Source organism: Fretibacterium sp., assembly GCF_057312375.1.
The window spans coordinates 1-25190 of record NZ_DBHLDX010000020.1 but is presented as its reverse complement, the minus strand read 5'-3'; the positions used below and the strand labels follow the sequence as shown (position 1 = coordinate 25190).

Genomic DNA, 25190 nt, shown 5'->3' with positions numbered 1-25190 from the left:
TCGCCTCCGTTTCGTATCCTTGATTAGCACTCTTAATCAGTGAGTGCCAACAGATCGATAACATGGATAAGATTAGCAACTGGGCCTCTAAATGTCAATACAAGTCAGACCCTGTAAATTACGGATTTTGTGCGCCTGATGCGCGCTGCTGTAACGTTGAGCCTCGCCTCGGCGCCTGTCCCCGTCCCGCCTCGTTCCAGTATAATGGAGCGGTCACTGGAAGGAGGTCTTGCGAACCATGGACCCGACACTGAAGGCGGCGCTCCTGATGAACGCCGCACACGCACCGCTCCCGGCATTCCGGAAGCTGTGCGGGAAGTATGCCCCGGAGGACCTGAAGCGGGAGGAGCTCTGGGATGCGTTCAACCTGACGCCGTCCGTTCAGAAAAACCTGTCGCGCCTCCTGCGCGGGGGGGACTGGCCCGAACGGGAGGAGGAACGCGCGGCACGGTTCGGCGCGCGCTTTCTGACCGTGGACGACCCGGACTGCCCGGCGCGGCTTCGGGACCTGAGCCAGCCGCCCATCGGGCTCTACGTCAAGGGGAAGCTGAACGTCACGCTCCCCTCCGTCGCCGTCGTGGGGACGCGGCGGTGCAGCGCCTACGGCAAGACCGTGGCGGAGGCCATCGGCCGCGCGCTGGCCAGAGGGGGCCTCATGGTGGCGAGCGGCGGCGCCCGCGGCATCGACGCTGCGGGACACAGGGGGTGTCTGGCCGAGGGCGGCGTCACGGTCGCGGTGCTGGGCACGGGAATCGACCGGGTCTACCCGATGGAGCACAAGGAGCTCTTCGCACGGATCGCGGAAACGGGGGCCCTGATCTCCGAATACCCCATGGGGACGGAGGGCGCGGCCTGGCACTTCCCGGAGCGCAACCGCCTCATCGTGGGGATGACGGGCCGCACGGTGGTCGTGGAGTCGCCGGAGGACGGCGGGGCGATGATCAGCGCCCGCCTGGCGCTGGACCTGGGGCGCGAGGTCTGGTGCGTGCCGGGGCGCATCACGGAGGACGTGTGCCGGGGGACCAACCGCCTCCTGCGCGACGGCGCCGAGCCCCTGGTGGACGTGGACGAGTTCGTCCACTGCACGACGGGACGCTACGGACAGTTGGTGCTGGACCTGGACGAGCCCGCCGCCAGGTCGCAGCCGCCCCTCTCCACGGACGAGAAGGTCGTGCTGGCCCTGTTGCAGCGCCAGGGCGGGCGCACGATGGACGAGCTCCTGGCCGAGAGCGGTCTGGACCTCGTGACGCTCCAGACCTGCATGATGACCCTATCCGCCAACGGGCTGGCCGTCGTCAGCGGACCGGGGCGATTCTCCGCCGGCGTCTGACGGGCCAGGGCGGTGCCATCGAGAAATTTGCGGGGCACATTTCGAGCGCAAAATCACGATCAATGGCAAGGGGCCCGGCAAAACGCCTGGGCCCCTTCTTATCCCTTCCGGCGTCTGGACTTCGCGTCGGGCCCCCGTTTTGGCTCAGGGGCCGGCGCAGCCTGCCAATCGAAGTGATCGCCGAGGTAGAACTTGCGGGCCATGGGGTTCTCCGCCACCTCGGACGGCGTGCCCTCGAGGAATATCTTCCCCTCGTGGATCAGGTAGGTCCGGTCCGTGATGGAGAGGGTTTCGCGCACGTTGTGGTCCGTGATGAGGACGCCGTACCCGCTCTCCTTCAGACGGTGGATCATCCCCTGGATGTCGTTCACGGCGATGGGGTCGATGCCGCTGAAGGGCTCGTCCAGCAGGATGAAGCGCGGCGAGAGCGTCAAGGCACGGGCGATCTCCACGCGACGCCGCTCTCCGCCCGACAGGGCGTAGCCCTTCGTGTCCGCGATGTGCGCGATACCGAACCGCTCGAGAAGCCCATCCGTCCCCACCTTGGACTGCCGCGTCTCCTCCCACACCAGGTCGATGTTCTCCCGCACCGTGAGGCTCCGGAACACCGAAGGCTCCTGGGGCAGGTAGCCGATGCCGGCGCGCGCCCTGGCGTAGACCGGCAGGCCGGTCACGTCGCGCTCTCCGATAAAGACGTGCCCTGCGTCGGGGCGGACCAGCCCGACGATCATGTAGAAGGACGTGGTCTTTCCCGCGCCGTTGGGGCCGAGAAGCCCCACCACCTCGCCGGGGCGCACCCGGACGCTGACGTCCGACACCACGAGCCGGCCACCGTACCCCTTGCGGATTCCCCTGGCGGTCAGCTCCTCCGCTGCGCCGCCCTGTTCCTTCCCCGCCTTGCCGGGATTCACTTTCTGCGCTCCCGCTTAAGGTCGATGGTGATCTCCGCACGGTCCGCACTCACCGTGCCCGACTCGTTCCGGGTGATGCCGCCCAAGGCCTCCACGCGGTTCTGCTCCGGAAAGTAGACGATGGAGTCGGACCTCAGAGTGCGCCCTCCCTGCACGGCGACGACTCGACCGCTCAGCACGACGCTGCCGCGCTGGAGGGAGTAGAGCGCGTGGTCACCGTTGATGCTCACAGGCTCCCCCGACTGCTTCGGCCGGCCCTTGACCCACACCCGGTCCTTCGCCGTCATGGAGGCCAGAGCCCCCTCCTGCAGGACGCCCTCGATGGAGTCCGCGCCGAACGTCAAGCCCTTCGCGCGGTCCTCTAGCCTGTGGGCCCCCACGATCCAGAACTTCGTCTGCTGGTCCTCCTCCGTCGGGCCCCCGACGCCCCCTGCCCCGATGAGGGTCACCCGGTCCGCGTCGAGGCCCATCGTGCCCACAGCCCCCTTGACGCCATCCTGAAGGCGGCAGGCCGGGGCTTCTGCGAAGTTGAGGGTCAGCCTTCCCGCCTTGAGGTCCACGGCGTCGCCCATCCACGTTCCGGAGGCCGTCACCCCGCTGTCGAAGGCCGCCTCGCGACGCGGGACGTTGCCCGAGCCGCGGGGCGCTCTGACCGTGAGGCCGTCCGCCGTGATGAGGACCTCCCCCTCCGCCAAAAAGTCCCCCGTCGTCGAGTCGAAGCGCATTCGGTTCGCCGAGAGCTTCGCCTTGTCCGGCAACCCCTGCTCGTCTACCGCAAAAGCAGCTCCCGCGAGCCACAGCGCCAGAAGCGCTGCCAACCCCATCGCCCCTCCCGTCCTTCTCATCCGCATCCGTTCCCCTCCGTGCAGGACGACGCAAAGCCCCTCTCCGCTCGACGTCGCCCGATATTTTCATTCTTAAATTATATCAGGGGGCGTCCCAGGGAGGACAACCGACAGGGTGCTGAAGTTTAGGCCGAAAAAAATTCAGGCCGGCGTCCCAGCCTCGTCCTTTCGCCACGCTATTCGGGGGCCTGAGGTATATAATCTTATCAGGTGCAGATGATGCCACCATAAATTTTGTGGAGAAATTTTCTCCTGGAGGGAAAGACATGTCGATTCGCGGCAAATTGAAGCTCATGGTGACGGTGGTGTTCCTCATTATTGTGACGATGACGTTGGTGACGCATTTCCGTTCCACCTCCATCGTCAGCGATCTGCAGGAACGGACGGGGAACGAGATCGTGACGGGGAGCGCAGGCGTCATCCGTGAGTACCTGGACAAGTACGCCAACGTGACGCGGATGGCCGCCGCGGAGATCCGCCACACCCTCCTGGAAACCCCCGACATCCAAAGGAAGGACCTCGAGTCGCTGATGGCCTCCCTGGCCAGTTCCGTGGAGTCGCTCGGCCTCGTCAGCCTCTACCTTGGGATGAGTTCCGACGGACAGATCTACTCGCACGACGGGTGGAACCCGGAGGGCTACGACTCCCGAACCCGCCCCTGGTACCAGGCGGGGCTGAAGGCTCAGGGCGGTGCGCCCGCCTTCACCACGCCCTACGTGGACGCAACGACGGGGGCCTCCATCCTGAGCGTCGTCCAGCCGATCTCTGACAGGTCGGGCAGCCTGATCGGCGTCGTCGGCGTCGATATCAAGATGGAGGCCCTGGAGCAGTTCGTCGTCTCCCAGAAGATGTTTGGCCACGGCTCCGGCGCCCTGGCCCTGGAGGACGGCCTGCTCGTCGCCCACACCAACCGAAGCTTCGTGCTGAAGGCCAACCTGCTGAACCCCGCCGACTTCAGCGATTCGGTCAGCGCCTTCGCCCGCCGCATGGTTTCCGGGGAAACGGGCTTTGCAAGTTATGAGTTTCAGGGAGAGTCCCGCCACGCCTTCTTCACCCCCGTCGGAAACGGATTCTTCTTCTACATCTTTCTGCCGACGGAGGTCATGGAGGCCCAGACCCACGCCCTCACGGTCTTGAACGTGACGATGGCGCTCGCCGCCATCGCGTTCTCGACGATCTTCATCCTCTTCATCATCCGCGGGCTGTCGAGGGCCATCCGCAGCATGACCTCCGTCACGGACGTCCTGAGCGAGGGCGACCTGACCGCGCGCTTCGAGGCCTCCGGCCGTGACGAGCTGGCCCGTATCGCGGGCCTCCTGAACTCCATGCTCGACTCCATCTCAGGGGCCCTGAGCAAGGTCCGGGGCGAGGCGGAGGAGAGCTCCAAACAGGCCAGCACCCTGGCCGCCCTCTCCCAGGAAACCCTGGCCTCCATGGAGGAGGTCTCCGCGTCGGTCGCTCAGGTCAACGGGCTGATGGAGGCGGCCTCCGCCTCCACCGAGGCAACCGGCGTCTCCGTTTCCGAGATCGCCGCCAGCGCCCAGTCCAGCGCTCAGGCCTCCACGGACGGCGCGCAGCAGGCCACCCAGGTCGCCGAGGCCGCCCGGGACGCCGCGGCGGAGGTCTCCAAGGTCCTGAAGAGCATGGCCAGCGTGGGGGACGCCGCCCGACAGAGCCTCCAGGGGATTCGGGAGCTGGGTCAGTCCGTGGACTCGATATCCGGCTTCGTCACCACCATCACCTCCATCGCCGACCAGACCAACCTGCTGGCCCTGAACGCGGCGATCGAGGCGGCGCGTGCGGGCGAGGCGGGACGGGGCTTCGCCGTCGTGGCCGAGGAGGTCCGCAAGCTGGCGGAGGAGTCGGGACGGGCCGCCCAGGAGGTTTCGAAGCTCATCGCGAACCTGCAGAGGGAGTCCGAGAGCTCCACCGCCATGACGGAGTCCGCGGGGCCGTTGCTCCAGAAGGCGATGGAGGACGCGGAGTCTGCCCAGAAGAGGCTGAGTGCCGCGCAGGACGCCATCGAGAGCCTGAACCAGGGGATCCAGAGCATCGCGGCGGCGGCGGAGAAGCAGGCCGCATCCTCCGAGGAGATCGCCGAGGCCATGAAGAACCTGAGCGACTCCAACGCGAAGATCATGGACTCCACCGCCGCAATCCGGGACTCCAGCCACGAGACGACGACGGCTGCGGAGTCGATCGCCACGGCGGCTCAGTCCATGGCGGAGACGTCGGAACGTCTGAACGGACTGGTGGATGCCTTCGTGCTGGACGGGGAGAAAGAGCACCCCGCCTTCCTGAAGGGATAGGGCTACGAGTGAGGTAAATTGACGGAAGGCGAACGGCGGACACTCAGTGTCCGCCGTTCGTCGTTTTGCCCGCGCCCCGTTCGTCCCTCCTCCAAGGCGGACGCTGCGGCCCATCAGGCAAGCTGCGTTAAAGCCCAAATCAAGCCGTCCATTGACAAGCGGTCCGTCCTGCGGATATAATTGTTTCAACGGTTTCGATACTACCCACCTTGAGAACGCCGTTGAGGACGGCCTGAATTCACTCGCCCCCAAGCGCTCGAACGTAAGAACGATCGGAGAGGGAGGGGCAAGTTTTATTGTGTTGCGAGGCAACGCGTAAATCCAGTAAGGAGGTCCGCTTCTCTGTTAAAGAAGCGCTGTTCGACGTGCGGCTCGAAAGGCCTTGCACCTGAGCGCGCTGAAGCAGCTTATGAAACCCTTTCAAAACATCCCCTGGGGCCGCGCCGGGCGCGCGGCCCTGTGGGTGTTCGGCGGACTTCCCGCCAATCTATACTCAAGGAGTGGTTTTTATGCAGGACGGACAGAGCTACTTGGACATCGCGAACTCGAGCGTCATCTGGATGCTCTGCGCGATTACGGTGGGCATTGCGTTTCTACAGGCCATACTGTTCATGTGCATGGCCCGCCGCACCAGGATCCGCGCAGGCATTCCGGTGGAGGTCAGCAGTAAGGCCCTGCGCGTCGGCCTCATCACCGCCATCGGTCCCGCACTCGGCGTCTTCATCGTCATGGTGGGATTGATGGCAGCGATCGGAGGCCCCATGGCCTGGTTGCGCCTCTCCATCATCGGCGCCGCCCCCACGGAGCTGACGGCCGCGACCTACGGCGCTCAGGCCTCCGGCGTCGAGCTGGGAGGAACGGGGTACGACCTCACCGCGATGTCCGTTTCCTGGTTCGCCATGGCGCTCAACGGAGCGGGCTGGCTGGTGTTTACCGGACTCTTCACGCCGGCCATCGAGAAGCTCCGCGAGAAGGCCAGCGGCGGCGACTCCAAGTGGTTGGTGGTCCTGTCCGGCGCCTGCTCCCTCGGCATCTTCGGCTACCTGGTCCACGGCGAGCTGCGCAAGAGCTCCGGGCACGCGACGGCCGCCATCGCCGGGGCGCTCTGCATGTTGTTCCTGGTCAAGTTCGTCGTGCCAAAGTGCCCCAAGCTGATGGAGTACTCGCTCGGCATCGCCATGCTGTTCGGGATGGCCTGCGCGCTGGTCTACGACATGTATTTCGCCGTCATGCCGCAGTAGGGCTTGGACGCACACACTTCAGGAGGAATCACTATGTCAGAACACGATCACATGGCTGAATGGAAAAAGGGCAGCATCCTCATCGGTGCGCCCACCAACCTCATCGCCGCCGCGACGGCCTTTATCCCCGTCCTCTGGCTCTGCAGCACGCACCACTGCTGGCCGGACTGGAACGTCGTCCTCACCGCCTGGGGCATGACCGCCGCCTCCTTCGGCGCCTTCTACCTCGTTGAGCCCATCTCCTACTACGCGGCTTTGGGCATGGCAGGAACCTACCTCGGCTTCTTGTCCGGCAACATCGGGAACATGCGCGTCCCCGTGGCGGCCCTGGCGCTCGAGGCCACGGACAGCCAGCCCGGAACGATCCAGGCGGAGATTGCGTCCACCATGGCCATCTGCGGGTCCATCATCATGAACCTGTTCTTCACCACCCTGGCGGCCGTCGTCGGCGCAGCCGTCGTCGCCGTCCTCCCCAAGTTTATCGTGACGGGCCTCACGAAGTATTCGGCAGCGGCCATCTTCGGCGGGACCCTCGGCAACTTCGCCATCAAGTATCCGCTGGTAGGCGTCTTCGCCCTCGGACTTCCGCTGCTCCTCCACTGGGCCATCCCGTCGATCGCCGCGTGGCTGCTCATCGTCATCTCGGTCTTTGGAAGCATCTTCTTCGCCCGCGTGCTGTACAGCGCAGGCATGGGGAAGTAACTCTTTCGAAGTAACGCTTTTCTTGAATTTAGGAGGAAGATTATCAATGAACCTGTGGAAGGAATGCAAAGGCCTGCAGGATTACATCGTGGGGATCCGCCGCGCCCTGCACCAGATCCCGGAGCTGGGGACGGACCTCCCCAAGACGCAGGCCGCGATCTGCGCCGAGCTGGACAAGCTGGGCATCCCCTACAAGAAGAACCAGGGCGATTCCGGCCTCATCGGCATGATCCACGGCGGGAAGCCGGGGAAGACGATCCTGCTCCGCGCGGACATCGACGCCCTGCCCATCAAAGAGGACACGGGCCTGCCCTTCGCCTCGAAGCACGAGGGGTGCATGCACGCCTGCGGACACGACAACCATGCGGCCATGCTCCTGGGGGCCCTGCGGGTCTTGAACGAACACAAGGCGGAGCTGACCGGCAACGTCAAGTTCGTCTTTCAAACGGGCGAGGAGATCAGCCGGGGCGCTAAGGTCGCGATCAAGGAGGGCGTCATGGACGGAGTGGACGCCGTCTTTGGAACCCACATCGGCTCCATCCTCGACCCCAACATTCCCTCCGGAACGCTCATCGTCGTTCCCGGCTGCGCCATGGCGTCCTTCGACCGCTTCGTCCTGACGGTCAAGGGCACCGGCTGCCACGGCTCGACGCCGGAGAAGGGCGTCGATCCCATCACCATCGCCTCGAACATCGTCCTGTCGCTCCAGGAGGTCATCGCGAGGGAGATCGCCGCGCCCAAGGCCGCCGTCCTGACCATTGGAAAGATCGCGGGCGGTTTCGCCTACAACGTCATCCCCAACGAGGTCGTGATCGAGGGTACGATCCGCGCCTTCGAGGACCCCGTGCGGCAGCACCTGGCCAAACGCATCGGGGAGATCGGCAAAGGAGTCGCGGCCACCTTCCGCGGCGGCTGCGACTTCGAGATGGACTGGGGTGCTCCCCCCGTCGTCAACGACGAGGCCATGGCGAAGCTCGCGGCCGACGCAGCAAAGAAGGTCCTCGGTGTCGAAAACGTCATCACGTCGATGCCCGCCCCCAACATGGCGGGCGAGGACTTCGCCTACTACCTGGAGAAGGCGCCCGGCGCCTTCATGTTCCTGAGCTCCTCGAATCACGAAAAGCACACGGACATCCCGCACCACAACCCTAAGTTCGACGTCGACGAGGACGTCCTGTACCGGGGCAGCGCCGTGTTCGTCGGCCTCGTGGAGGAGTTCCTGGGCTGCTGACGTTCGCTGAACGCTCTCAAAAACCTTTAGTGGCATTTTTCGGGAGGGAACTCCTGACCACCGGACGAGCGGTCTGAAAAGGTGCCTCAAGGGGGACCTCCAAGGCGGGGTCCCCCTTCTTTCTCGATTTCTATAATTTTTCATCATAAGGATGCAAAGGAGTGAACGCCATGAACCCGTGGAAGGAATGTGAAGGCCTGCAGGATTACATCGTGGGGATCCGTCGCGCCCTGCACCAGATCCCGGAGCTGGGGACGGACCTCCCCAAGACGCAGGCCGCGATCTGCGCCGAGCTGGACAAGCTGGGCATCCCCTACAAGAAGAACCAGGGCGATTCCGGCCTCATCGGCATGATCCACGGCGGGAAGCCGGGGAAGACGATCCTGCTCCGCGCGGACATCGACGCCCTGCCCATCAAAGAGGACACGGGCCTGCCCTTCGCCTCGAAGCACGAGGGGTGCATGCACGCCTGCGGACACGACACGCACGCGGCCATGCTCCTGGGGGCCCTGCGGGTCCTGAACGAACACAAGGCGGAGCTGGCCGGCAACGTCAGGTTCGTCTTTCAAACGGGCGAGGAGGTCTGCAAGGGCGCGAAGGTCGCGGTCAAGGAGGGCGTCATGGATGGAGTGGACGCCGTCTTCGGCACGCACATCGGCTCCATCTTCGAGGGGATGCCGCTGGGGTCCTTCGCCATCGCGCCGGGGTGCATCATGGCGTCGTTCGACCGCTTCGTCCTGACGGTCAAGGGTACCGGCTGCCACGGCTCGACGCCGGAGAAGGGCGTCGATCCCATCACCATCGCCTCGAACATCGTCCTGTCGCTCCAGGAGGTCATCGCGCGGGAGATCGCCGCGCCCAAGGCCGCCGTCCTGACCATCGGGAAGATCGCGGGCGGCTTCGCCTACAACGTCATCCCCAACGAGGTCGTGATCGAGGGCACGATCCGCGCCTTCGAGGACTCTGTGCGGCAGTACCTGGCCAAACGCATCGGGGAGATCGCCAAGGGCGTCGCGGCCACCTTCCGCGGCGGCTGCGACTTCGAGATGGACTGGGGCGCTCCCCCCGTCGTCAACGACGAAGCCATGGCGAAGCTCGCGGCCGACGCGGCGGCGAAGGCGTTGGGCAGGGAGAACGTCATCACGGACTTCAAGCCCGTCATGGGCGGCGAGGACTTCGCCTACTACCTGGAGAAGGCGCCCGGCGCCTTCATGGCCCTGTGCTCCGTGAACCACGAGAAGCACGCGGACGCGCCGCACCACAACCCGAAATTCGACGTCGACGAGGACGTCTTCTATCGGGGCAGTGCCGTGTTCGTCAGCATCGTGGAGGAGTTCCTGGGCCGCTGAGCCGGCACTTCCCCAACCGGCCCCGCAGGGGAAAATTCGGAGCGGTTTTATCTATGGAGGGGTTCGACCATGAATGATCTGTTGTCCCTCGGCATCCTTTACGTGCTGGGGATATTCGTCCTGATCTACTTCTTCACCGTGCTGCCGGCACGAAAAAAGCACAGGCGGGTGCAGGCCATGCACGCTGCGGTCAAGGAGGGCGACGAGATCGTCACGATAGGCGGCGTCATCGCGCAGGTCCTGTCCCGCGACGACACGGAGCTCGTGCTGAAGCTCAACGACGCGGGAACGACCATGAAGATCGTCGTCTACGCCGTGCAGTCCATCCGCAAGAGCAGGACAGAATAGGCATCACACCACGCAAAATCCAAGCACACAAAATTCTGAGGAGGTTGTTTCATGCGTTCTTTGGTTGGAAAAGCGCTTTGCATAGCATCGGCCTTCTGCGCCGCGGCCCTCGTCACACTCCCCGCTCAGGGGACCGACGGATCGGGGGACCTGTGGGCGGTCGTCACCGCGCCGATGGCCTCCACGCTCTACGACGGGGAGCGGGACGACGAGGTCCTCTACGGGATGATTGGCGAGGTCCTGGCGGACAGGGACGACCAGGGGCTGTACAGCGTACGGATGCAGTACGGCTACAAGACGTCCATCGAGGGCCAGCACGTTGCGCTCGTCTCCAAGGATGAGGCCGAGGCCTGGCGGGCCTCCGTCACCCACCAGGTGATCGCCCCCTTTGCGGACGTGCTGCCCGAGGCGCGGACGGAGTCCTATCCCCCGCTCATCACCCTGCCCCGCGGGGCGTACCTCAAGGTGGGGGGACCGGACTCCGAGGACGCCCGCTGGCTTCGCGCCGAACTCTTCGGCGGGCAAACCGGCTGGGTCAACAAGAACCTGGTGCGGGAGCTTCGCGCGTGGGGCCAGGAGGAGGCCGTGCGCGCGGCGCTCACGGCCGACGCGGAGCTCTACCTCGGCGTCGGCTATCGCTGGGGCGGTAAGACCCCCTACGGCCTGGACTGCTCCGGCTTCACCAGCATGGTCTACATGCTGAACGGCCTCGACATCTACCGTAACTCCCGCCCGGAGGTGGGATACCCCATCGCCCTGATGCACGTGGAGGGGACGCCGGAGGACGCCCACACGGCGGAAACGCTGGCCGCCGCAAAGCCGGGGGACCTGATCTTCTGGGGCGGGCACGTCGGTTTCTACGTCGGAAACGGGAAGTACATCCACTCCAACGGCTCCTCCTTCAACACGCGGGTCAACTCCCTGATCTCCGGGGACGAGGACTTCCGCGCGGACCTTGCGAAGCCGTCAGCTATCTACACCTGGGGGACGGCGTTCCCGGCGGAGCCCAACCGGCTCGTCGTCCGGCGGTTCTACGCCCTGCCCTTCACGTCCGGCGACCAGACGGGCTACCGCTTCTACGCCCGCGCGGACGGGTACGCGCCAAACCGCGCGATCCTGTACCCCGAGGGGAAGGACGGCCCCGCCATCGAGGTGGGCAGGACGCGCCGCATGCTCTACGACAACCCGGCGTCGGAGCACAAGGACGTCCCCATCTACTTCTACCCGAAGCCCGGCTCCTACAGGCCCGCGCTCGTCCTGGTGAACGACGAGGGCTACCGCCCGGAGGGAGAGACCATCAGCAGCGACCTCGCGGAGATGACCGAGCCCATCACCGTCCGGTGAGGCGCCCTGTTCAGGAGCGACCGGGGCCTGCCCATGAGGCAGGCCCTTTTTCGCTTGCCTAAACGCCCCCGATGGAGGACAATGGGCCTTAGGAGGTGTTGTCTATGGCAAGCGCAGCGGTATTTTTGATCGACGGCTTTGAGGAAACCGAGGCCCTGACCACCGTGGACATCCTGCGGCGGGGCGGCGTCGAGGTCACGACCGTTTCCCTGACGGGACGGGGCGACGCGGTGAGCAGCCGCAAGGTTTCCGTTCGAGCGGACGCACTCTTCGACGACGTGAAGGACAAGGACTTCGACATGCTGGTCATCCCAGGCGGAACGGTGGAGTACGCCAGGTATGAGGGGCTTCGAACGCTGGTGCAGAAGTACGACGCGGCGAAGAAGCGCCTGGCCGCCATCTGCGCGGCGCCGCTCGCGCTGGAGCGCGCCGGAGTGCTGAAGGACCGCCGGGCCGTCTGCTATCCGGGGATGGAGCCCCAGATTCCCAGCGCGATCCTCGGCACCGAAAACGTCGTGACGGACGGACACATCACCACGGCGAAGGGGCCGGCCATCACGCCCTTCTTCGCGCTGAAGCTGCTCGAACTCCTCTGCGGCAAGGAGAGGGCCGACGAGGTTGCGAAGGACTTTCTGATCCCGCTGATCGGCGGAGGTCAGCGATAGGCCCGTTTAAAACCGGGGACAACTTTGATCATCGAGGTGGATGAAATGACCAACGAGGAGTTTGCGCGCTGTGTTCAGGAGGCTGGGGAGAAGGACCTGGAGAACTTCCAGATGGGGATCGTGATGCTGAAGAACCTTCGCCCCATCATGGCGAAGTACGGCCTCTCCGGCAAGGCGGACCAGGACGCCAAGCTGAAGGAGGAGAACGCAGCAGCTCGAACCGCCACGCTGATGCAGTTCTGCCCCGCGGCCGAGTCCGCGGAGGTGCTCTACGTGGACGAGAGCGGCGGCAAGTACGACGCGCTGATGTCAAAGCAGAGCGGCTACTGAGGAGGCGTCGGGCGTCCACGACCTCAACGGGTTCGCCGCGGCGGTCCCTTTGAGGAATGCGGACGAATTCCCCTTCGTCCCGCGGAGGCGTCGTCGCCCCCGCGGGCATTTTCTTTCCCCTCTCTTCAAATTGTTATGGTATAATGCCATGGTGTCTGTTTCAGACGCCTTGAGCCGTTAGCTCAGTCGGTAGAGCACCGGACTTTTAATCCGGGTGTCGTGGGTTCAAGTCCCACACGGCTCACCATCGCGCGGTCCCATCGTCCAGAGGCCTAGGACACAGCCCTTTCAAGGCTGCGACGCGGGTTCGAACCCCGCTGGGACCGCCATTATAACCATTCAATGATCATCATAAGGACCTTGGATTTACGATCCAAGCGCAATAAAAAAACCGTGGCTTATGCTACGGGGCAGGCTGCAAAGTGACCTCAAAAAGCCCCTGTTTGCCGCGAACCGGCGGAGTGTCCGGCACTGCCACAGGGTTCTCCAGAACCCAGGAAAATCCCTGCACAGAGGGCAGATCGTCTTCATCAAGCATCGCCGCCTCGGCATCTTTTTTGGCGTCGAACGGGCGGACCTCGACCAGCTCAACCGTCGCGACCGCGACGCCAAGAGGCCAATTTTGCCTCGCCTCATCAGGGTCAAATTCAAAATAGATATCGTCTGGAGTTTTCCCCGAACAAATCAGCAACGGCCCTCGATAGTGCGTTCTCCATGAACGCCACTCGATCGTCTTATGCCCGCCGGCGATCAAACTCGCCCAAGGTTGTTTTACCGACAACGCTTTCATCTCGTCACGTCCTCCCCGCTTCAGATGCGAACAAACAGGTGCTCTTTTCATCATACCACATAGACTCAACACGACCAGCATCGCGGTGTCCCTGGGCGATACCTCGCGCGAGATGACGGTCTGGAACGCAGCGGGCATCGGCTCCGGCAGCCAGAACCGTGCCACCCCCTTGCCCTCGATGGTGAGGTTCCAGACGTCACAATCGGCACAGTTGCAGCCCTGTAAAACCCACCTTTAAAAAAATTCGGCAGCCCCGCGGGGCTGCCAAGACTTTTTGCCGCCATCCTAATAGCGGTTTTTTATTTTAAGGCTCAATGGCCAGCAGGGGAACGCTACTCCAGTTGTCCCAGCTCTGCGGCTTTGACCAAACGCGTCAACACAAAGTTGACGGGGGTTTCGATGCCATGCTTCTTGCCCCTGTCCACGATAGCGCCGTTGATCGCAAGCACCTCGGTGTGGTTTACGTTCTCAATGTCCTGCAACATGGAGCACTTGTTGCTCTGTGTGCGGACGGCCACGTCGGTGACGTGCTGATACAGGTGGTCGTAATCCAGCTTGATGCCCTCCAGCTTCGCCACCTTCATCAATTCCTCGACGGCCAGCTTCTGGATCTCGCCTGCAGGTTTCACGAGGTGCGTCTGGCCGTTCGTGATACGACAGAGGGCGCCTATCGCATTGATGCCAACGTTTACAGCCAGCTTCGTCCAGATCAGGCTGTTTACGTCATCCACCATCTGGACCTCAAACCCTCCATCTTCCAGTATCTTTGCCAGTTTTTTGATTCGGTCACTGATGCCACCCGAATACTCACCAATGGAGATGGAGCCCGTTTCGCTACCCCTTGTGCAGCCCGGCGCGAACTGCGTGCTGCCAAAGGTGGTGGTGCCCACCACGGTACGCTCCTTCCCCACGATCTCAGCGATCGTTTCATAGTTCCCGATGCCATTCTGCAGCGTCAGGACTGTGGTGTTGTTTCCGATGATCTTCAGGCAGTCTTGGGCCGCGGTGACGTTGTCGTAGGACTTGACCGTAAACATGATCAGGTCTGGGGATGAAACGTCTTCGATGCGGTTCGTGATTTTAATCTTCAGGGTTTGTTCTTTATCCCCGCGAAGTATCTTCAGTCCGTTCTTCTGAATTGCGTCGATGATCTCCTGCCTCTTCTCCACCAGGGTGACATCCTGTCCGTGGTTAAACAGTATGGAACTGAAAAGCGTACCAACAGCCCCTGCGCCCACAACGACAATTTTCATGGTAAAAATCTCCTTTACTTTCTTAGACGCTGCACAGCAAATGCCTTTTCCAAAAAATCCCGCAGCTTAGGTTTTAAGGCGGATCAAGAAATAATACCTCTAGGCTAGAATATACTAAAAGGGGTCTGGGAAGTCAAGGGCTCTCTTTAGATTTAGGATTGATCTTTCCGGCAGAATTGCGATATTCTCCTAAGAGAAATCGTTGACATTTTCAAATCAAGTAGGTATATTAGAAATAATACGTCTCAAAATTCACAATGGGGGAGCTCTCTCCATTGTCTGAGGGTGTCCCAACGGACGTTGGCCGGGCCGTCGCCGAGGCCTTCGAGATTCCAAAGTGGCCTGGCTCACCAGGCCGTTTTAAAGGGTGATGTAGAAGATCATGATACGGTTAATAGAGCATATCGGCAATTTTGTGAACAGGTTCCTCATGTTTTTTGTCTTCGCGGTAGCCGTGGCGGCACTTTTGGCCCCAGAGGTCTTTCTACCGGCGACGCGGTTGCGCCTGATGGGCTTCCCCCTAATCAACATCCTGCTGATGGTCATCATGCTGGGGACGGGAATGTCCATCGATGCGCTGGAATTCTTCCGCATGTTGCGAAGACCGAGGATGCTCTTGGGCGGCATGGCAGTCAAGTACTTCTTCATGGCCACCGGGGCATGGATTGCTGCAAGGCTGTTCAGTCTGAACAACGAGCTTGCTTTTGGAATGGTTTTGCTGGGCTGCATGCCCACTGGGACTGCGTCCATGGTCCTCATCAATATCGCGGAGGGAAATGCGGCGCTGTCCGTCGCCCTTCTGTCCCTGACAACGCTCCTGGCGCCGGTCCTCACCCCCTCCCTGACCTACCTTTTAGGCGGCGGTTGGGTGGAGATTGACTTCCTGGATATGTTTAAAAATATTGTCATCATCGTTATAGTCCCGGTGGTCATCGGGATGCTGATTCGGAGGCGGGCGGAAACGCTGTATACCCTGATAAAGCCCACCATCAGGCTGATCTCGCTGATTGCCATCCTGATCATCGTGGGGGTGTGTGTGGCCCCCAACAAGGCCTCGATCATGGCTTTGGATTCCGTCAAGGTCATTGCCGCTCTGACGGTGAACTTCGTTATTGCTGCAGCGGGGGCCATCCTCTCGACAAAGTTCCTGAGGCTGGACCACAGGGAGGCCTCGGCGCTCGTCATCGCTTCCCTGTCGCTGAACACCAGTCTTTCGGCCGGCATCGCAGCCACCTTTCACGACGTCTACCCAATGGCTGCCCTCCCCTCGCTTATCAACGTTCCCCTAAACATCCTGCTGACCACGGCGACGATCAAATTATTCCTTCGCCCCGGTTCAGAACGTTGAAGAAGATACTCAAGGCCTTCTGTACCCGCTGCGCAGAGTCGGCGACGCTACACTTTGCAACCTCTTCTGCGAGATCGCGGATTAGGCCGTGTCATCAACGAACGGAGGCGCGCTAAAGACGACAAAGTTCAGCGCGCTGGCAACGCCGGTCAGACTGTCACTTCACAGTATGCGGGGAGCGGGAAACCGCTCCCCTTTCGTATCAGACGACGGACCTGGCTCTGGCGCAGTGCGGGCGGGGGCGCTCAGCGGCTGAGGTACGTCCACGCGAAGGCGGCATGGATGGCCGCGGCGCGCTTCAGCTGAGCCTCGTCCAGGTCGAACTTCGCCGAGTGGTGGGGCCTATGGGTCCCCGGTCGGTCCGGGGCCGCCGTCCCCAGTTGCAGGTACGTCGAAGGAACGGCCTCCGCGAAGCAGCTGAAGTCCTCGGAGCCCATGTTGAGCGGCGCCTCCACCATGGCCTCCGGCCCGAAGAGGTCCGTCCCGGCCCGGATCAGCAGGTCCGTCATGGCGGGGTCGTTGACGGTCGCCGCTGCGGAGCGGTGGTAGTCCAGCTCCGCGCGACAGCGGAAGGCCGTGGCGATGTCCGAGGACAGGCGCCTCATGCCCGACTCGACGGCGTCCTGGACGCCGCGCTCGAAGGTGCGCACGGTCCCCACCATCTTCACGCGCTCCGGGATGATGTTGAACGCCTTGGATGAGGTCTCAAGGCAGCCGATGCTCAGCACCGCGGTGTCCCTGGGCGATACCTCGCGCGAGATGACGGTCTGGAACGCGCTGCCGATCTGGAACGCAGCGGGCGTCGGATCGATGGCCAGCTCCGGGGCCGAACCGTGGCCGCCCTTGCCCTCGATGGTGAGGTTCCAGACGTCGCAGGCGGCATAGCAGGGGCCGCGGCGGTACAGCAGCTTGCCCGCAGGGAAGATGGAGGCCACGTGCAGGCCGAAGGCGGCGTCCACGCCGTGAAGGGCCCCTTCCTCGACCATGGCCCTGGCTCCGGACCGGTCGCCCGCCTCCTCCGCCGGCTGAAAGAGCAGGCGCACCGTGCCCCGCAGCTCGCTCCGGATCTGCATCAGGATATTCGCCGCCCCCAGGAGGGCCGCCGTGTGGGCGTCGTGCCCGCAGGCGTGCATGACGCCCTCGTTTCGGGAGCGGTACTCCACGTCGTTCTCCTCCGTCACCGGCAGCGCGTCCATGTCGGCGCGCAAGGCGACGCACTGGCCCGGCGCCCCTCCCTGGATGTCCGCGATGAGGCCGCTCGACGTGCCACCGTAGCCCCGATGCACCGTCTCGATGCCCAGCTTCAGAAGCTCCTCCTGAACGCGGTCCGTGGTCCGCTCCTCCTGCCACGACAGCTCAGGATGGCTGTGAAAATGCCGCCGCAAGGCGATAATCTCCGGCTCAAACTCCCCGGAAAGCTCTCCGATCCTCTCGATGACGTCGTTCATAACCGAAACTTCCTTTCATTTCTTTATACAAAGCGAGCGCAGGCACGCCTCCGGTCGCTCACCTGGGCTGCTGCGCCCCCTCGCCCGCCACCCAGCCCGTGCTCCAGCAGATCTGGAGGTTGAAGCCGCCCGACGGCCCGTTGAGGTCCAGCACCTCGCCGGCGAAGTAGAGGTTCTCGCACCGTTTGGAACGCATCGTGGCGGGGTCCACCTCCTTCAGGCTGACGCCCCCTCGTGTGACCACCGCGTTGTTGAAGCTCCACAGCCCGTTGACCGTCAGGCGGATGTCCTTCAGCAGGTCCGCCGTCGCCTCCGCTTCCTCGCTTGAAACGTAGGCCGCGGGTTTGTCCTCCGGCACGTCCGACAGCGCGAGGATCATCGGAATGAGGGGGCCGGGCACCAGCCCCTTCAGGGCGCCGGCGAAGCGGCGGGTGCTGAACTTCTCCAGGTCGCGGCGCACCCGTTCCGTCAGCTTCTCGCGCGTCAGGGCCGGCTTCAGGTCGATGGAGAGGGAGAGGGCCCCCTGGGCCATCCAGTCGGGCACGGAGGAGCTCATGTCCATGATGACGGGCCCGCTGACGCCGAAGTTCGTGAACTCCATCTCGCCGAAGCGCTCGTCCACCGGCTTTCCGTCCACCAGCGCCGTCACCCGCACGTTCCGCAGGTCGCACCCGTGGGCCAGCTTCACCCAGGTTTCATGGGTCTTGAGGGGGACCAGCGCCGGCATCGGCGTGACGACCGAGTGTCCCGCCTGCTCCGCAAAGCGGTAGCCGTCCCCCGTGGAGCCGGTGCGGGGGTAGGACTTGCCGCCCGTCGCCACGATGAAGCGATTTGCCTCCAGCTCCTCGACCTCCGTGATGAGCCGCTCCACGCGCCCGTCCCGGACCTTCAGGGACCGCACGGGGGAGCTCCTCAGGATGCGCACTCCGAACTTCCTGCAGAGCATCAGGAGCGCGTTCAGGACGCGCTGACCGCCGCCCTCCGCGGGGAACACGCGGCCTCCCCGCTCCGTCACGGTCTCGACGCCGTGCTTCCGAAAGAAGGCGAGGGTTTCCGCCGGCCCAAAGCGGCTGAAGGCGAACCACAGGAAGCGCCCCTTGTCCCCGTAGCGCGCGATGAAGGCGGCCGGGTCCGGCTCCGCGTTCGTGAAGTTGCAGCGCCCCCGGCCCGCCAGCAGGAGCTTGGTCCCCAGGGAGGCGTTCTTCTCCGTCAGGAGGACGCGCTCCCCCAGCTCCGCCGCCCGCAGGGCCGCCATGAGGCCCGCCGGCCCGCCGCCGATCACGATGGCGTCGAAGCGTTCCATCAGCGTCGCCGCTTTCCGCCCTCGGCCAGTTGTTCCCTGAAGAGCGAACCCATGGTCATGTCGGGCCTCTCCGGCCTCTCGCGCCGTCCGCCGGCCCGATGCGCCCCCTCACCGCGGAGCCTGCCCTCCGGGGTCTTTTCACCCAGGTCGGACTTCCGCGCCGAAAGGGCGATGCGGCTTCGCTCCATGTCCACCTCCAGCACGGCCACGCGGACGTGCTGCCCCGGCTTTAGGTGTGCGTGGGGGTTCTCCACGAACACGTCCGCGATGCGGCTGATGTGGACCAGCCCGTCCTGATGGACGCCGACGTCCACGAAGGCGCCGAAGTCCGTCACGTTGGTCACGATGCCGTTCAGGATCATGCCTGGAGCCAGGTCCGTCATCGTGCGGACGTTGGGGTCGAAGGCGAAGGGCTCGAACTTCCGCCGCGGGTCGCGCCCAGGCTTCTCCAGCTCCAACAGGATGTCCTGCAGCGTCGGGAGGCCCGCCGTCTCGGAGACGAAGTCCGGAAGGCGGATGCGGGCGCGCAGCGCGGGGTCGGAGAGGAGGTCGGCCACCGTGCAGGAGAGGGCCGCGGCCATGCGGGCCACGGTGGCATAGTTCTCCGGGTGGACGGCGCTGGCGTCCAGAGGGTTCGCGCCTCCCATGATCCGGAGGAAACCGGCGGACTGCTCGAAGGCCTTGGGGCCGAAGCGCGGCACCTTCTTGAGGGCCTCGCGGTCGCCGAAGGGGCCGTTGGCCTCGCGGTACTTCACGATCTGGGAGGCCGTCTGGCGGTTGAGGCCCGAAACGTAGGATAAAAGCTCCGGGCTTGCCGTGTTGACGTTTACACCCACGGCGTTCACGCAGTGGGTCACGACGTCGTCCAGCGCCTGCTTCAGCTCCTTCTGGTCCACGTCGTGCTGATACTGGCCCACGCCGATGGACTTGGGGTCGATCTTGACGAGCTCCGCCATGGGGTCCATGAGGCGGCGGCCGATGGAGACGGCCCCGCGGACGGTGACGTCCTGGTCCGGGAACTCGCGCCGGGCCACCTCGGAGGCGGAGTAGATGGAGGCTCCACTCTCGTTGACGGAGACGACGGCCACGTCGGGCAGGTCCAGACCCCGCACGAAGACCTCCGTTTCGCGCCCCGCCGTGCCGTTGCCGACGGCCACGGCCTCGAGGTGGTACTTCCGCACCAGCTCCCGCAGGACCCTTCCGGCGTCCTCCCGCTCGCGCTCCGACCGCTGGAGGAAGACGACGGTGTGGTAGAGCAGAGCCCCCTGCGCATCCAGGCACACGACCTTGCAGCCGGTGCGCACGCCGGGGTCGATGGCCAGCGTAGCCCTCTGCCCCATGGGTGCGGACATCAGCACCTCCCGCACGTTCTCCGCGAAGACGCGGATCGCGTCGGCATCGGCCCGCTTCTTCATCGCCCCGCGCAGCTCCGTCTCGATGGACTTCCGCAAGAGCCGCTTGTACCCGTCCTCCACGGCGGCGGCTACCATGCGCGACGCCGCGCCCGCGCCCCGCACGAAGCGGCGCTTCAGCAGGGAGATCGCCTCCTCCTCCGGAGGCGCGGCGCTCGTGGTGAGGAACCCCTCCCGCTCGCCCCGCAGGATGGCCAGCACGCGGTGCGACGGCATGGAGGCGGCGCTCTCCTCGAGCTCGAAGTAGTCCCGGTACTTCGCGCCCTCCTCCTCCTTGCCCTTGGCGCAGGCGCTGGTCAGCACGGCCTTACGGGCGAAGAGCCGCCGCGTCTCCTGGCGGGAGTCCGGGTCCTCGCTGACGCGCTCGGCCAGGATGTCCATGGCGCCGGCCAGGGCTTCCTCGACGCTGGCGACGCCTCGATCCCCGCTCACGAAGGCCTGAGCGGCGGCGGCGGGGTCCATGGCGTCGTCCTGCGCCATCAGGAGGTCCGCCAGAGGGGTCAGCCCCTTCTCGGCGGCGATGGAGGCGCGGGTGCGGCGCTTGGGGCGCCAGGGCAGGTAGACGTCCTCCAGGGCAGTCATCGTCGGGGCGGCCGCGACGGCGGCCCGCAGCTCCTCCGTCAGAAGGTTGCGCTCAGCCAGCGAGTCCAGGATGGCGGCACGGCGCTTTTCCAGCTCCGCCATCCGCGCGGCGCGGTCCCGGATCGCGGTGATGACGGTTTCGTCGAGCGATCCCGTCGCCTCCTTGCGGTAGCGCGCGATGAAGGGGACGGTGCAGCCGTCGTCGAAGAGGGTCAGCACAGCCTTGACCTGAGCTCGGCTGAGCTTCAGCTCCTTTGCGATGGCGTCTGGAATGTCGAGGGCAGGGTGAGGGGGGTGAGCCTCTGGGTTGGGGGTAGAGCGTACCGTCGTCGTTTCCACTCAGAATCATCTCCTCCCTGGCGGAGCTACGGGCCAACCGCGTCCCAAGCCGCCTGAATGGAATTGATCGGAACGGTAAAGATTATACCAAAAGTGGGGAGAGGGCCTCTCCTCCGGGCCCTTGAAAATTGACGCGGATGCGGCACGGGTATAGAATATATTGATAAATATTTGCGTCAACATTGGATGCTGCGGCGATTTCCCGTCTGCGGGCTCTCAGGGAGCCTGAGCCGATGGCCCTTGACGAATGATGACACCGAGGTGGTCGCGTTGAAGCGTATTCTCAAGTTGTTCCTGTTTTCCCTGTGCCTGACCGGCGTCCTGGCCAGCGAGGCCGCCGCGCTGGTGCAGATGAGCTTTCCGGATTACCTGAAGGAGATCCTGCTGAACAACCACGCCCTGCGGTCCGGCGTCAAGGCCGTCGAGGCGAACTACTACGCCGTGCTGGCGGCCATGGGCGCGCAGCGCCCCAGCCTGGGCCTCAACGCGAAGGGGGCCTGGCTCTCCGAGATGAACGGCGAGGACAACTACACCATGGGCAGTGCGGGCCTCGCCCTGACGCACCGCATCGACCTGTCGGGGAAGTACTCGCTGGACGAACGCCAGAACGTCCTAGGCTACGAGATCGCACGGGCGCAGTTCGACGCGAACGTGAACGCCCTCGTGGCCACGGCGGAGCAGACATGGTGGTCGGCGGTCCTGGCCCGCGAGAACGTGCGGCTTCAGCGGGAGATCCTGCGCCAGCGGGCGGAGAACCATCGTGTGACGCTGGAAAAGTACCGTCAGCAGTTGGTCCCGAAGCTGGACGTGGTGCGCAGTGACGCTCAGGTGGTGGAGGCGGAGACGCTGGTGAAGCGCGCGGAGACGAGCTACAACAACCTGCTGGCCAACCTCTCCTACCTGGCCGGAGGGCTGGACGTGGAGCCGCGGAACGAGCCCCTGCACGTCCCGGCCTTCGACATGACGCTGAGCTACGACGAGGCGCTGAAGAACCGTCCGGACATGCGGGCGGCGCAGCTGACGCTGGATCGGGCGAAGGTGGTGAAGAAGCTGACGGCCCGCGGGCTCTCTCCGACGTTGGACGTCAGCCTCCAGTGGACGGCCTGGGCCGACCCCGACATATCCGCCACGCCCCAGAGCCACGAGGCACAGGCGGGGCTCTCCCTGAACGTCCCGATCTTCGACGGGCACCAGACGAAGTACGGCGTCCTGAACGCGGACCGCATGGTGCAGTCCGCGGAGGCGGCCCTGGACTCCCTGAAGGAGGAAACCCGGCAGGACATCGCCGTGGCGATGAACAACTGGAAGAACGCCGAGGCGCTCGAGGCGGACAAGAAGCGCCAGATGGCCCGATCCGAGGAGGAGCTGCGCATCACGGAGCTGATGTACGCGGAGGGCATGGGCGCCCAGATCGACCTCATCAACGCCCAGACGGCCTACCGCACCGTGCGGACGGAGTACCTGGACGCCGTGAAGAGCATGTACGTGGCGCTGGTCGCCATGCGCAGGGCCATCGGGGACTACGCCCCCAACGAGGACGGAGCCTGGAAGGAGGCCGTCGTCCGTTACGGCAAGGGCACTGAAGTGGCGGGCGAGGTCGGGCTGGTGGGCCTGCGCGGGGAGCGCCGCCAGGCCCCGGAGGCGTCCGCGAAATCTCCAGCAGAGGCGAAGTCTCAAAAGAAAACGGAGTCAAAGAAGAAACGATAGGCGAAAACGACCTCGGCCTTTGCGGGGCCTGCATCTAAAGGAAAAATCTAAGGGAAAAGGACGGTTCCTTTTCCCTTTTTTTTCGGATTTTCAGCCTTGACTCCTGTGTTAATATCTCTACCGTAATTTTTCTATGCGGGGTTTTAGCGTCTAGGGCTTCTTTGGCGAAATGGGGCAGTAGGGGCGAGAGGATCGCCTGCGCCCTTTAAGAGAGGATGCGTTTACATTCAGGTAAAGAAGCTGTGATGTACTGTCTGGCGTCTGTTGGTCTGCGGGCTTGAGCGTTTGTGGAAACGGCGTTCTCTTTCTCGTCCGTCATCCAGTCAGGCAGGACCCCAAAATCTTTCCAGGGGGGACGCCCAGTGAATTTTAGGAATGCTGCGCGCGGTCGCAGCGCAATTTTGTGTCTGTTGGCGACGGGGTTCTTCGCCCTTCCGTGGGCAGCGGAAGCGAGCGACGAGGAGGTCGAGCGCCTGTTCGGACACTCGGAGCCGCTGATTACGGCCAACATCCTTCCCAAGGAACCCGTGACCGTCACGGCAACCCGCAACAAGGGAAAGGCCCCAAAGAAGGCCGTTGCAGGCCAGCGGGACCGTGAGGCGGAGTTGAAGAGCATCAAGGCCCTTCTCTTTCGCTACAACAAGAAGCTGTCGCCGCAGAAGGCGCGGCTTTACGCGGAGTTCATCGTCGAGGCGGGGCAGCAGTTCCAGCAGGACCCCTTCGTCATCGCGGCCATGATCGTCAACGAGTCCAGTGCGCGGCACGACGCCCTTTCCCGCGGCGGGGACTACGGCCTGATGCAGGTGCGGTGGCGCGTCCACAAGCGCACCATCACGAAGAAGTACCCCCACATCACGCAGGCGAAGGACATGTTCGACCCGAAGTACAACGTCCTGGTAGGCACGGAGATATTCTCCCGCTGCTGTGCGGCCTCTGCGGACCTGCAGGGCGGACTTCTGCGCTACAGCGCCGGCAACCGGCGGCTGGCACTCAAGATCGTTGCGGAGGTCAAAAGGCTGGAGGACGCCTATCAGCGACACCTGAAAAACAGCTGACGGCATAAAAAAAACGGAGGGCCCCAGGGGGCCCTCCTGACGTTCTCGGAGCAACGCTCCAAACTTTTTTGTTACTGTCCCAGCGCCTTGTTCAGCAGGTCGACAGCGATCTTGGCGGTTTCCATGGTCCCCTCCCGCCAGCGGCGCATCCAGAAGGAATAGAGCCAGCCCTCTGCGGACGCGTCCCACTCGGAGAGGTACATCGTATCGTCCCTCAGATCGATGTCCATGGCCGCCGTGTAGTAGGGCTTGTCCCCGATCTCCGGGAAGCCCGCGATGTGGAATATCTTTCCCCTCTGAATGGAAGGATACTCCCCCTCCTCCATTATTTTGCCGAACTTCTTCTGCCATCCCTCCGTGCCCACGATGGCCTCGTAGTAGCGGGGCAGCTCCTTGAGGGTCGCCTCGAGCTGGAGCGGCTTGACGACCTGCTCCACGGCGCCCTGGACGAGCCTGTCCAGCGTTGGAGCTCCACCCTGGCACAGAAAGGCGACGACGGGACCGGCCTCCACGTGCAGGGCATAAAATCCCTCCTCCCCTTCCGCCCTGCTGGCGGTCTTGAGCAGGCGGGCGATGCGGAGCCTGCCGCGGAGCAGCGCCATGAAGTGGTCGTCCTTCATGGCCTCCTCGGCCGACTCCGATCCGATCTTCAGGTTGTCCTCGTTCAGGTTCAGGGCCTTGGCCGCATCGACGTAGCTCTTAACGTCCTCGGCCGTCAGGCACTCCGCAGGGACTGCCTGCGTCAGAAGGAATACCGCCGCGGCAAGGAACGGCAGGGACAGGGAAAACATCGTCTTTTTCATCGGTAAACGCCTTCCTTAATAAAAATATTATGATTATGATGGTGAAGCGACACTCATTATATTTCATCGCCCCGGCAGGGCAAGGGTGGTTTTTTTCGCCCCTTCGCCGTGGCAGCTCAAGGGCCTCTTCCCAGATCATCAGATTATACCGAATCGCGTTTAATGTGGATTGCCTCCCCTGAAAGGGGAGGTGCCGCCAAGGGCGGCGGAGGGGTTCAGCCAGACGACACGACTTACGGACGCCGATAGGCGGTCGGCGTCGTGTCGGTCGGCTGAGGGCGAAGGAAGTCCGGGGGACTTCCGCAGCTCGGCCAGACGACCGGCGAGGTACGAGCCGTGTCGGTTGCTTAGGGGCTTATCAGGGGGGCTTTTCTTGCCTTTCTTTACCGCGAATTGGTATTAAACGAACGAGGGGTTGGCGTTTCTTCTTCGAGCGTCGTCTAAAAAGTGGCGGAGGCGTGTGGGGATCGAACCCACCAGAGACGGCGAGAACCGCCCCTCACCGGGTTTGAAGCCCGGGCCCGTCACCAGACGAATCTCACCTC

General features: G+C 63.8%; 21 protein-coding genes and 2 tRNA genes. 15 read left to right on the top strand and 8 right to left on the bottom strand.

Features of this window, described 5'->3' with window-relative positions:
• The first annotated feature begins 238 nt into the window (after window positions 1-238).
• Window positions 239-1330, top strand: a complete 1092-nt coding sequence (dprA, locus tag ACO41U_RS04860) for a DNA-processing protein DprA (protein WP_485942043.1) — start codon at window positions 239-241, stop codon at window positions 1328-1330.
• 98 nt (window positions 1331-1428) lie between these two features.
• On the opposite strand, the gene lptB is transcribed toward dprA, so the two are convergent.
• Window positions 1429-2241 carry an LPS export ABC transporter ATP-binding protein gene (gene lptB, locus ACO41U_RS04855; protein WP_485942041.1) on the bottom strand — a complete coding sequence of 271 codons (813 nt, stop codon included), beginning with the start codon at window positions 2239-2241 and terminating at the stop codon, window positions 1429-1431.
• Window positions 2238-3092 (bottom strand): LptA/OstA family protein, encoded by an 855-nt coding sequence (locus tag ACO41U_RS04850; RefSeq protein ID WP_485942039.1) that lies wholly within the window; start codon window positions 3090-3092, stop codon window positions 2238-2240. Before ACO41U_RS04850 ends, lptB begins: the two co-directional genes overlap by 4 nt.
• Before the next feature lie 260 nt (window positions 3093-3352).
• Here ACO41U_RS04850 and ACO41U_RS04845 point away from each other — a divergent pair, with 260 nt between their 5' ends.
• The 11 genes from ACO41U_RS04845 to ACO41U_RS04795 all read left to right on the top strand — a co-directional run bounded on the left by ACO41U_RS04845 (window position 3353) and on the right by ACO41U_RS04795 (window position 12934).
• Window positions 3353-5395: a methyl-accepting chemotaxis protein gene (locus tag ACO41U_RS04845; protein WP_485942037.1), complete on the top strand. Its 2043-nt coding sequence runs from the start codon at window positions 3353-3355 to the stop codon at window positions 5393-5395.
• A 509-nt stretch (window positions 5396-5904) separates the two neighbouring features.
• Complete coding sequence (locus tag ACO41U_RS04840) at window positions 5905-6636, top strand: DUF5058 family protein (RefSeq protein ID WP_298781034.1); 732 nt, start codon at window positions 5905-5907, stop codon at window positions 6634-6636.
• A gap of 33 nt (window positions 6637-6669) precedes the next feature.
• Window positions 6670-7338: a hypothetical protein gene (locus ACO41U_RS04835; protein ID WP_485942035.1), complete on the top strand. Its 669-nt coding sequence runs from the start codon at window positions 6670-6672 to the stop codon at window positions 7336-7338.
• A gap of 46 nt (window positions 7339-7384) precedes the next feature.
• Window positions 7385-8569: a M20 metallopeptidase family protein gene (locus tag ACO41U_RS04830; RefSeq protein WP_485942033.1), complete on the top strand. Its 1185-nt coding sequence runs from the start codon at window positions 7385-7387 to the stop codon at window positions 8567-8569.
• A 170-nt stretch (window positions 8570-8739) separates the two neighbouring features.
• Window positions 8740-9918, top strand: coding sequence for a M20 metallopeptidase family protein (locus ACO41U_RS04825; protein ID WP_485942031.1), 1179 nt, complete (start codon window positions 8740-8742; stop codon window positions 9916-9918).
• Window positions 9919-9987: 69 nt separating this feature from the next.
• Window positions 9988-10266: a preprotein translocase subunit YajC gene (gene yajC / locus ACO41U_RS04820; RefSeq protein ID WP_298781543.1), complete on the top strand. Its 279-nt coding sequence runs from the start codon at window positions 9988-9990 to the stop codon at window positions 10264-10266.
• A gap of 51 nt (window positions 10267-10317) precedes the next feature.
• Entirely contained in the window at window positions 10318-11610 is a 1293-nt protein-coding gene (locus ACO41U_RS04815; RefSeq protein ID WP_485942029.1) for a C40 family peptidase, read from the top strand.
• Window positions 11611-11714: 104 nt separating this feature from the next.
• Window positions 11715-12275, top strand: a complete 561-nt coding sequence (locus tag ACO41U_RS04810) for a DJ-1 family glyoxalase III (protein ID WP_485942027.1) — start codon at window positions 11715-11717, stop codon at window positions 12273-12275.
• A 45-nt stretch (window positions 12276-12320) separates the two neighbouring features.
• The gene (locus ACO41U_RS04805; RefSeq protein WP_485942025.1) at window positions 12321-12605 is read left to right on the top strand and encodes a hypothetical protein; all 285 of its coding nucleotides are present in this window, start codon (window positions 12321-12323) and stop codon (window positions 12603-12605) included.
• Between the two features lie 171 nt (window positions 12606-12776).
• Window positions 12777-12852 (top strand) — tRNA-Lys (locus ACO41U_RS04800).
• A gap of 6 nt (window positions 12853-12858) precedes the next feature.
• Window positions 12859-12934, top strand: a tRNA-Glu gene (locus ACO41U_RS04795).
• Between the two features lie 74 nt (window positions 12935-13008).
• Here the strand turns inward: ACO41U_RS04795 and ACO41U_RS04790 are convergent.
• Together ACO41U_RS04790 and ACO41U_RS04785 are read right to left on the bottom strand one after the other, a co-directional pair.
• Window positions 13009-13560, bottom strand: coding sequence for an ASCH domain-containing protein (locus ACO41U_RS04790; protein WP_485942023.1), 552 nt, complete (start codon window positions 13558-13560; stop codon window positions 13009-13011).
• A gap of 167 nt (window positions 13561-13727) precedes the next feature.
• Window positions 13728-14648, bottom strand: a complete 921-nt coding sequence (locus ACO41U_RS04785; protein ID WP_485942021.1) for a ketopantoate reductase family protein — start codon at window positions 14646-14648, stop codon at window positions 13728-13730.
• Between the two features lie 430 nt (window positions 14649-15078).
• Between ACO41U_RS04785 and ACO41U_RS04780 the strand changes: the two genes are divergently transcribed.
• A complete protein-coding gene (locus ACO41U_RS04780) occupies window positions 15079-15996 on the top strand; it encodes a bile acid:sodium symporter family protein (protein WP_485942019.1) in 918 nt (305 codons plus the stop codon).
• Window positions 15997-16241: 245 nt separating this feature from the next.
• On the opposite strand, the gene ACO41U_RS04775 is transcribed toward ACO41U_RS04780, so the two are convergent.
• The 3 genes from ACO41U_RS04775 to ACO41U_RS04765 are packed head-to-tail and all read right to left on the bottom strand — an operon-like array spanning window position 16242 to window position 21080.
• The gene (locus ACO41U_RS04775) at window positions 16242-17444 is read right to left on the bottom strand and encodes a M20 metallopeptidase family protein (protein ID WP_485942017.1); all 1203 of its coding nucleotides are present in this window, start codon (window positions 17442-17444) and stop codon (window positions 16242-16244) included.
• Window positions 17445-17502: 58 nt separating this feature from the next.
• Window positions 17503-18747, bottom strand: a complete 1245-nt coding sequence (locus ACO41U_RS04770; RefSeq protein WP_485942015.1) for a BaiN/RdsA family NAD(P)/FAD-dependent oxidoreductase — start codon at window positions 18745-18747, stop codon at window positions 17503-17505.
• Window positions 18747-21080 carry a Tex family protein gene (locus tag ACO41U_RS04765; RefSeq protein WP_485942013.1) on the bottom strand — a complete coding sequence of 778 codons (2334 nt, stop codon included), beginning with the start codon at window positions 21078-21080 and terminating at the stop codon, window positions 18747-18749. The genes ACO41U_RS04770 and ACO41U_RS04765 overlap by 1 nt, the downstream gene beginning before the upstream one ends.
• 270 nt (window positions 21081-21350) lie before the next feature.
• Here ACO41U_RS04765 and ACO41U_RS04760 point away from each other — a divergent pair, with 270 nt between their 5' ends.
• Together ACO41U_RS04760 and ACO41U_RS04755 are read left to right on the top strand one after the other, a co-directional pair.
• Window positions 21351-22787, top strand: a complete 1437-nt coding sequence (locus tag ACO41U_RS04760; RefSeq protein ID WP_485942011.1) for a TolC family protein — start codon at window positions 21351-21353, stop codon at window positions 22785-22787.
• Between the two features lie 362 nt (window positions 22788-23149).
• Entirely contained in the window at window positions 23150-23842 is a 693-nt protein-coding gene (locus ACO41U_RS04755; protein ID WP_485942009.1) for a transglycosylase SLT domain-containing protein, read from the top strand.
• A 71-nt stretch (window positions 23843-23913) separates the two neighbouring features.
• Here ACO41U_RS04755 and ACO41U_RS04750 read toward each other — a convergent pair whose 3' ends face one another.
• Entirely contained in the window at window positions 23914-24645 is a 732-nt protein-coding gene (locus ACO41U_RS04750; protein WP_485942007.1) for a hypothetical protein, read from the bottom strand.
• Window positions 24646-25190 lie beyond the last annotated feature (545 nt).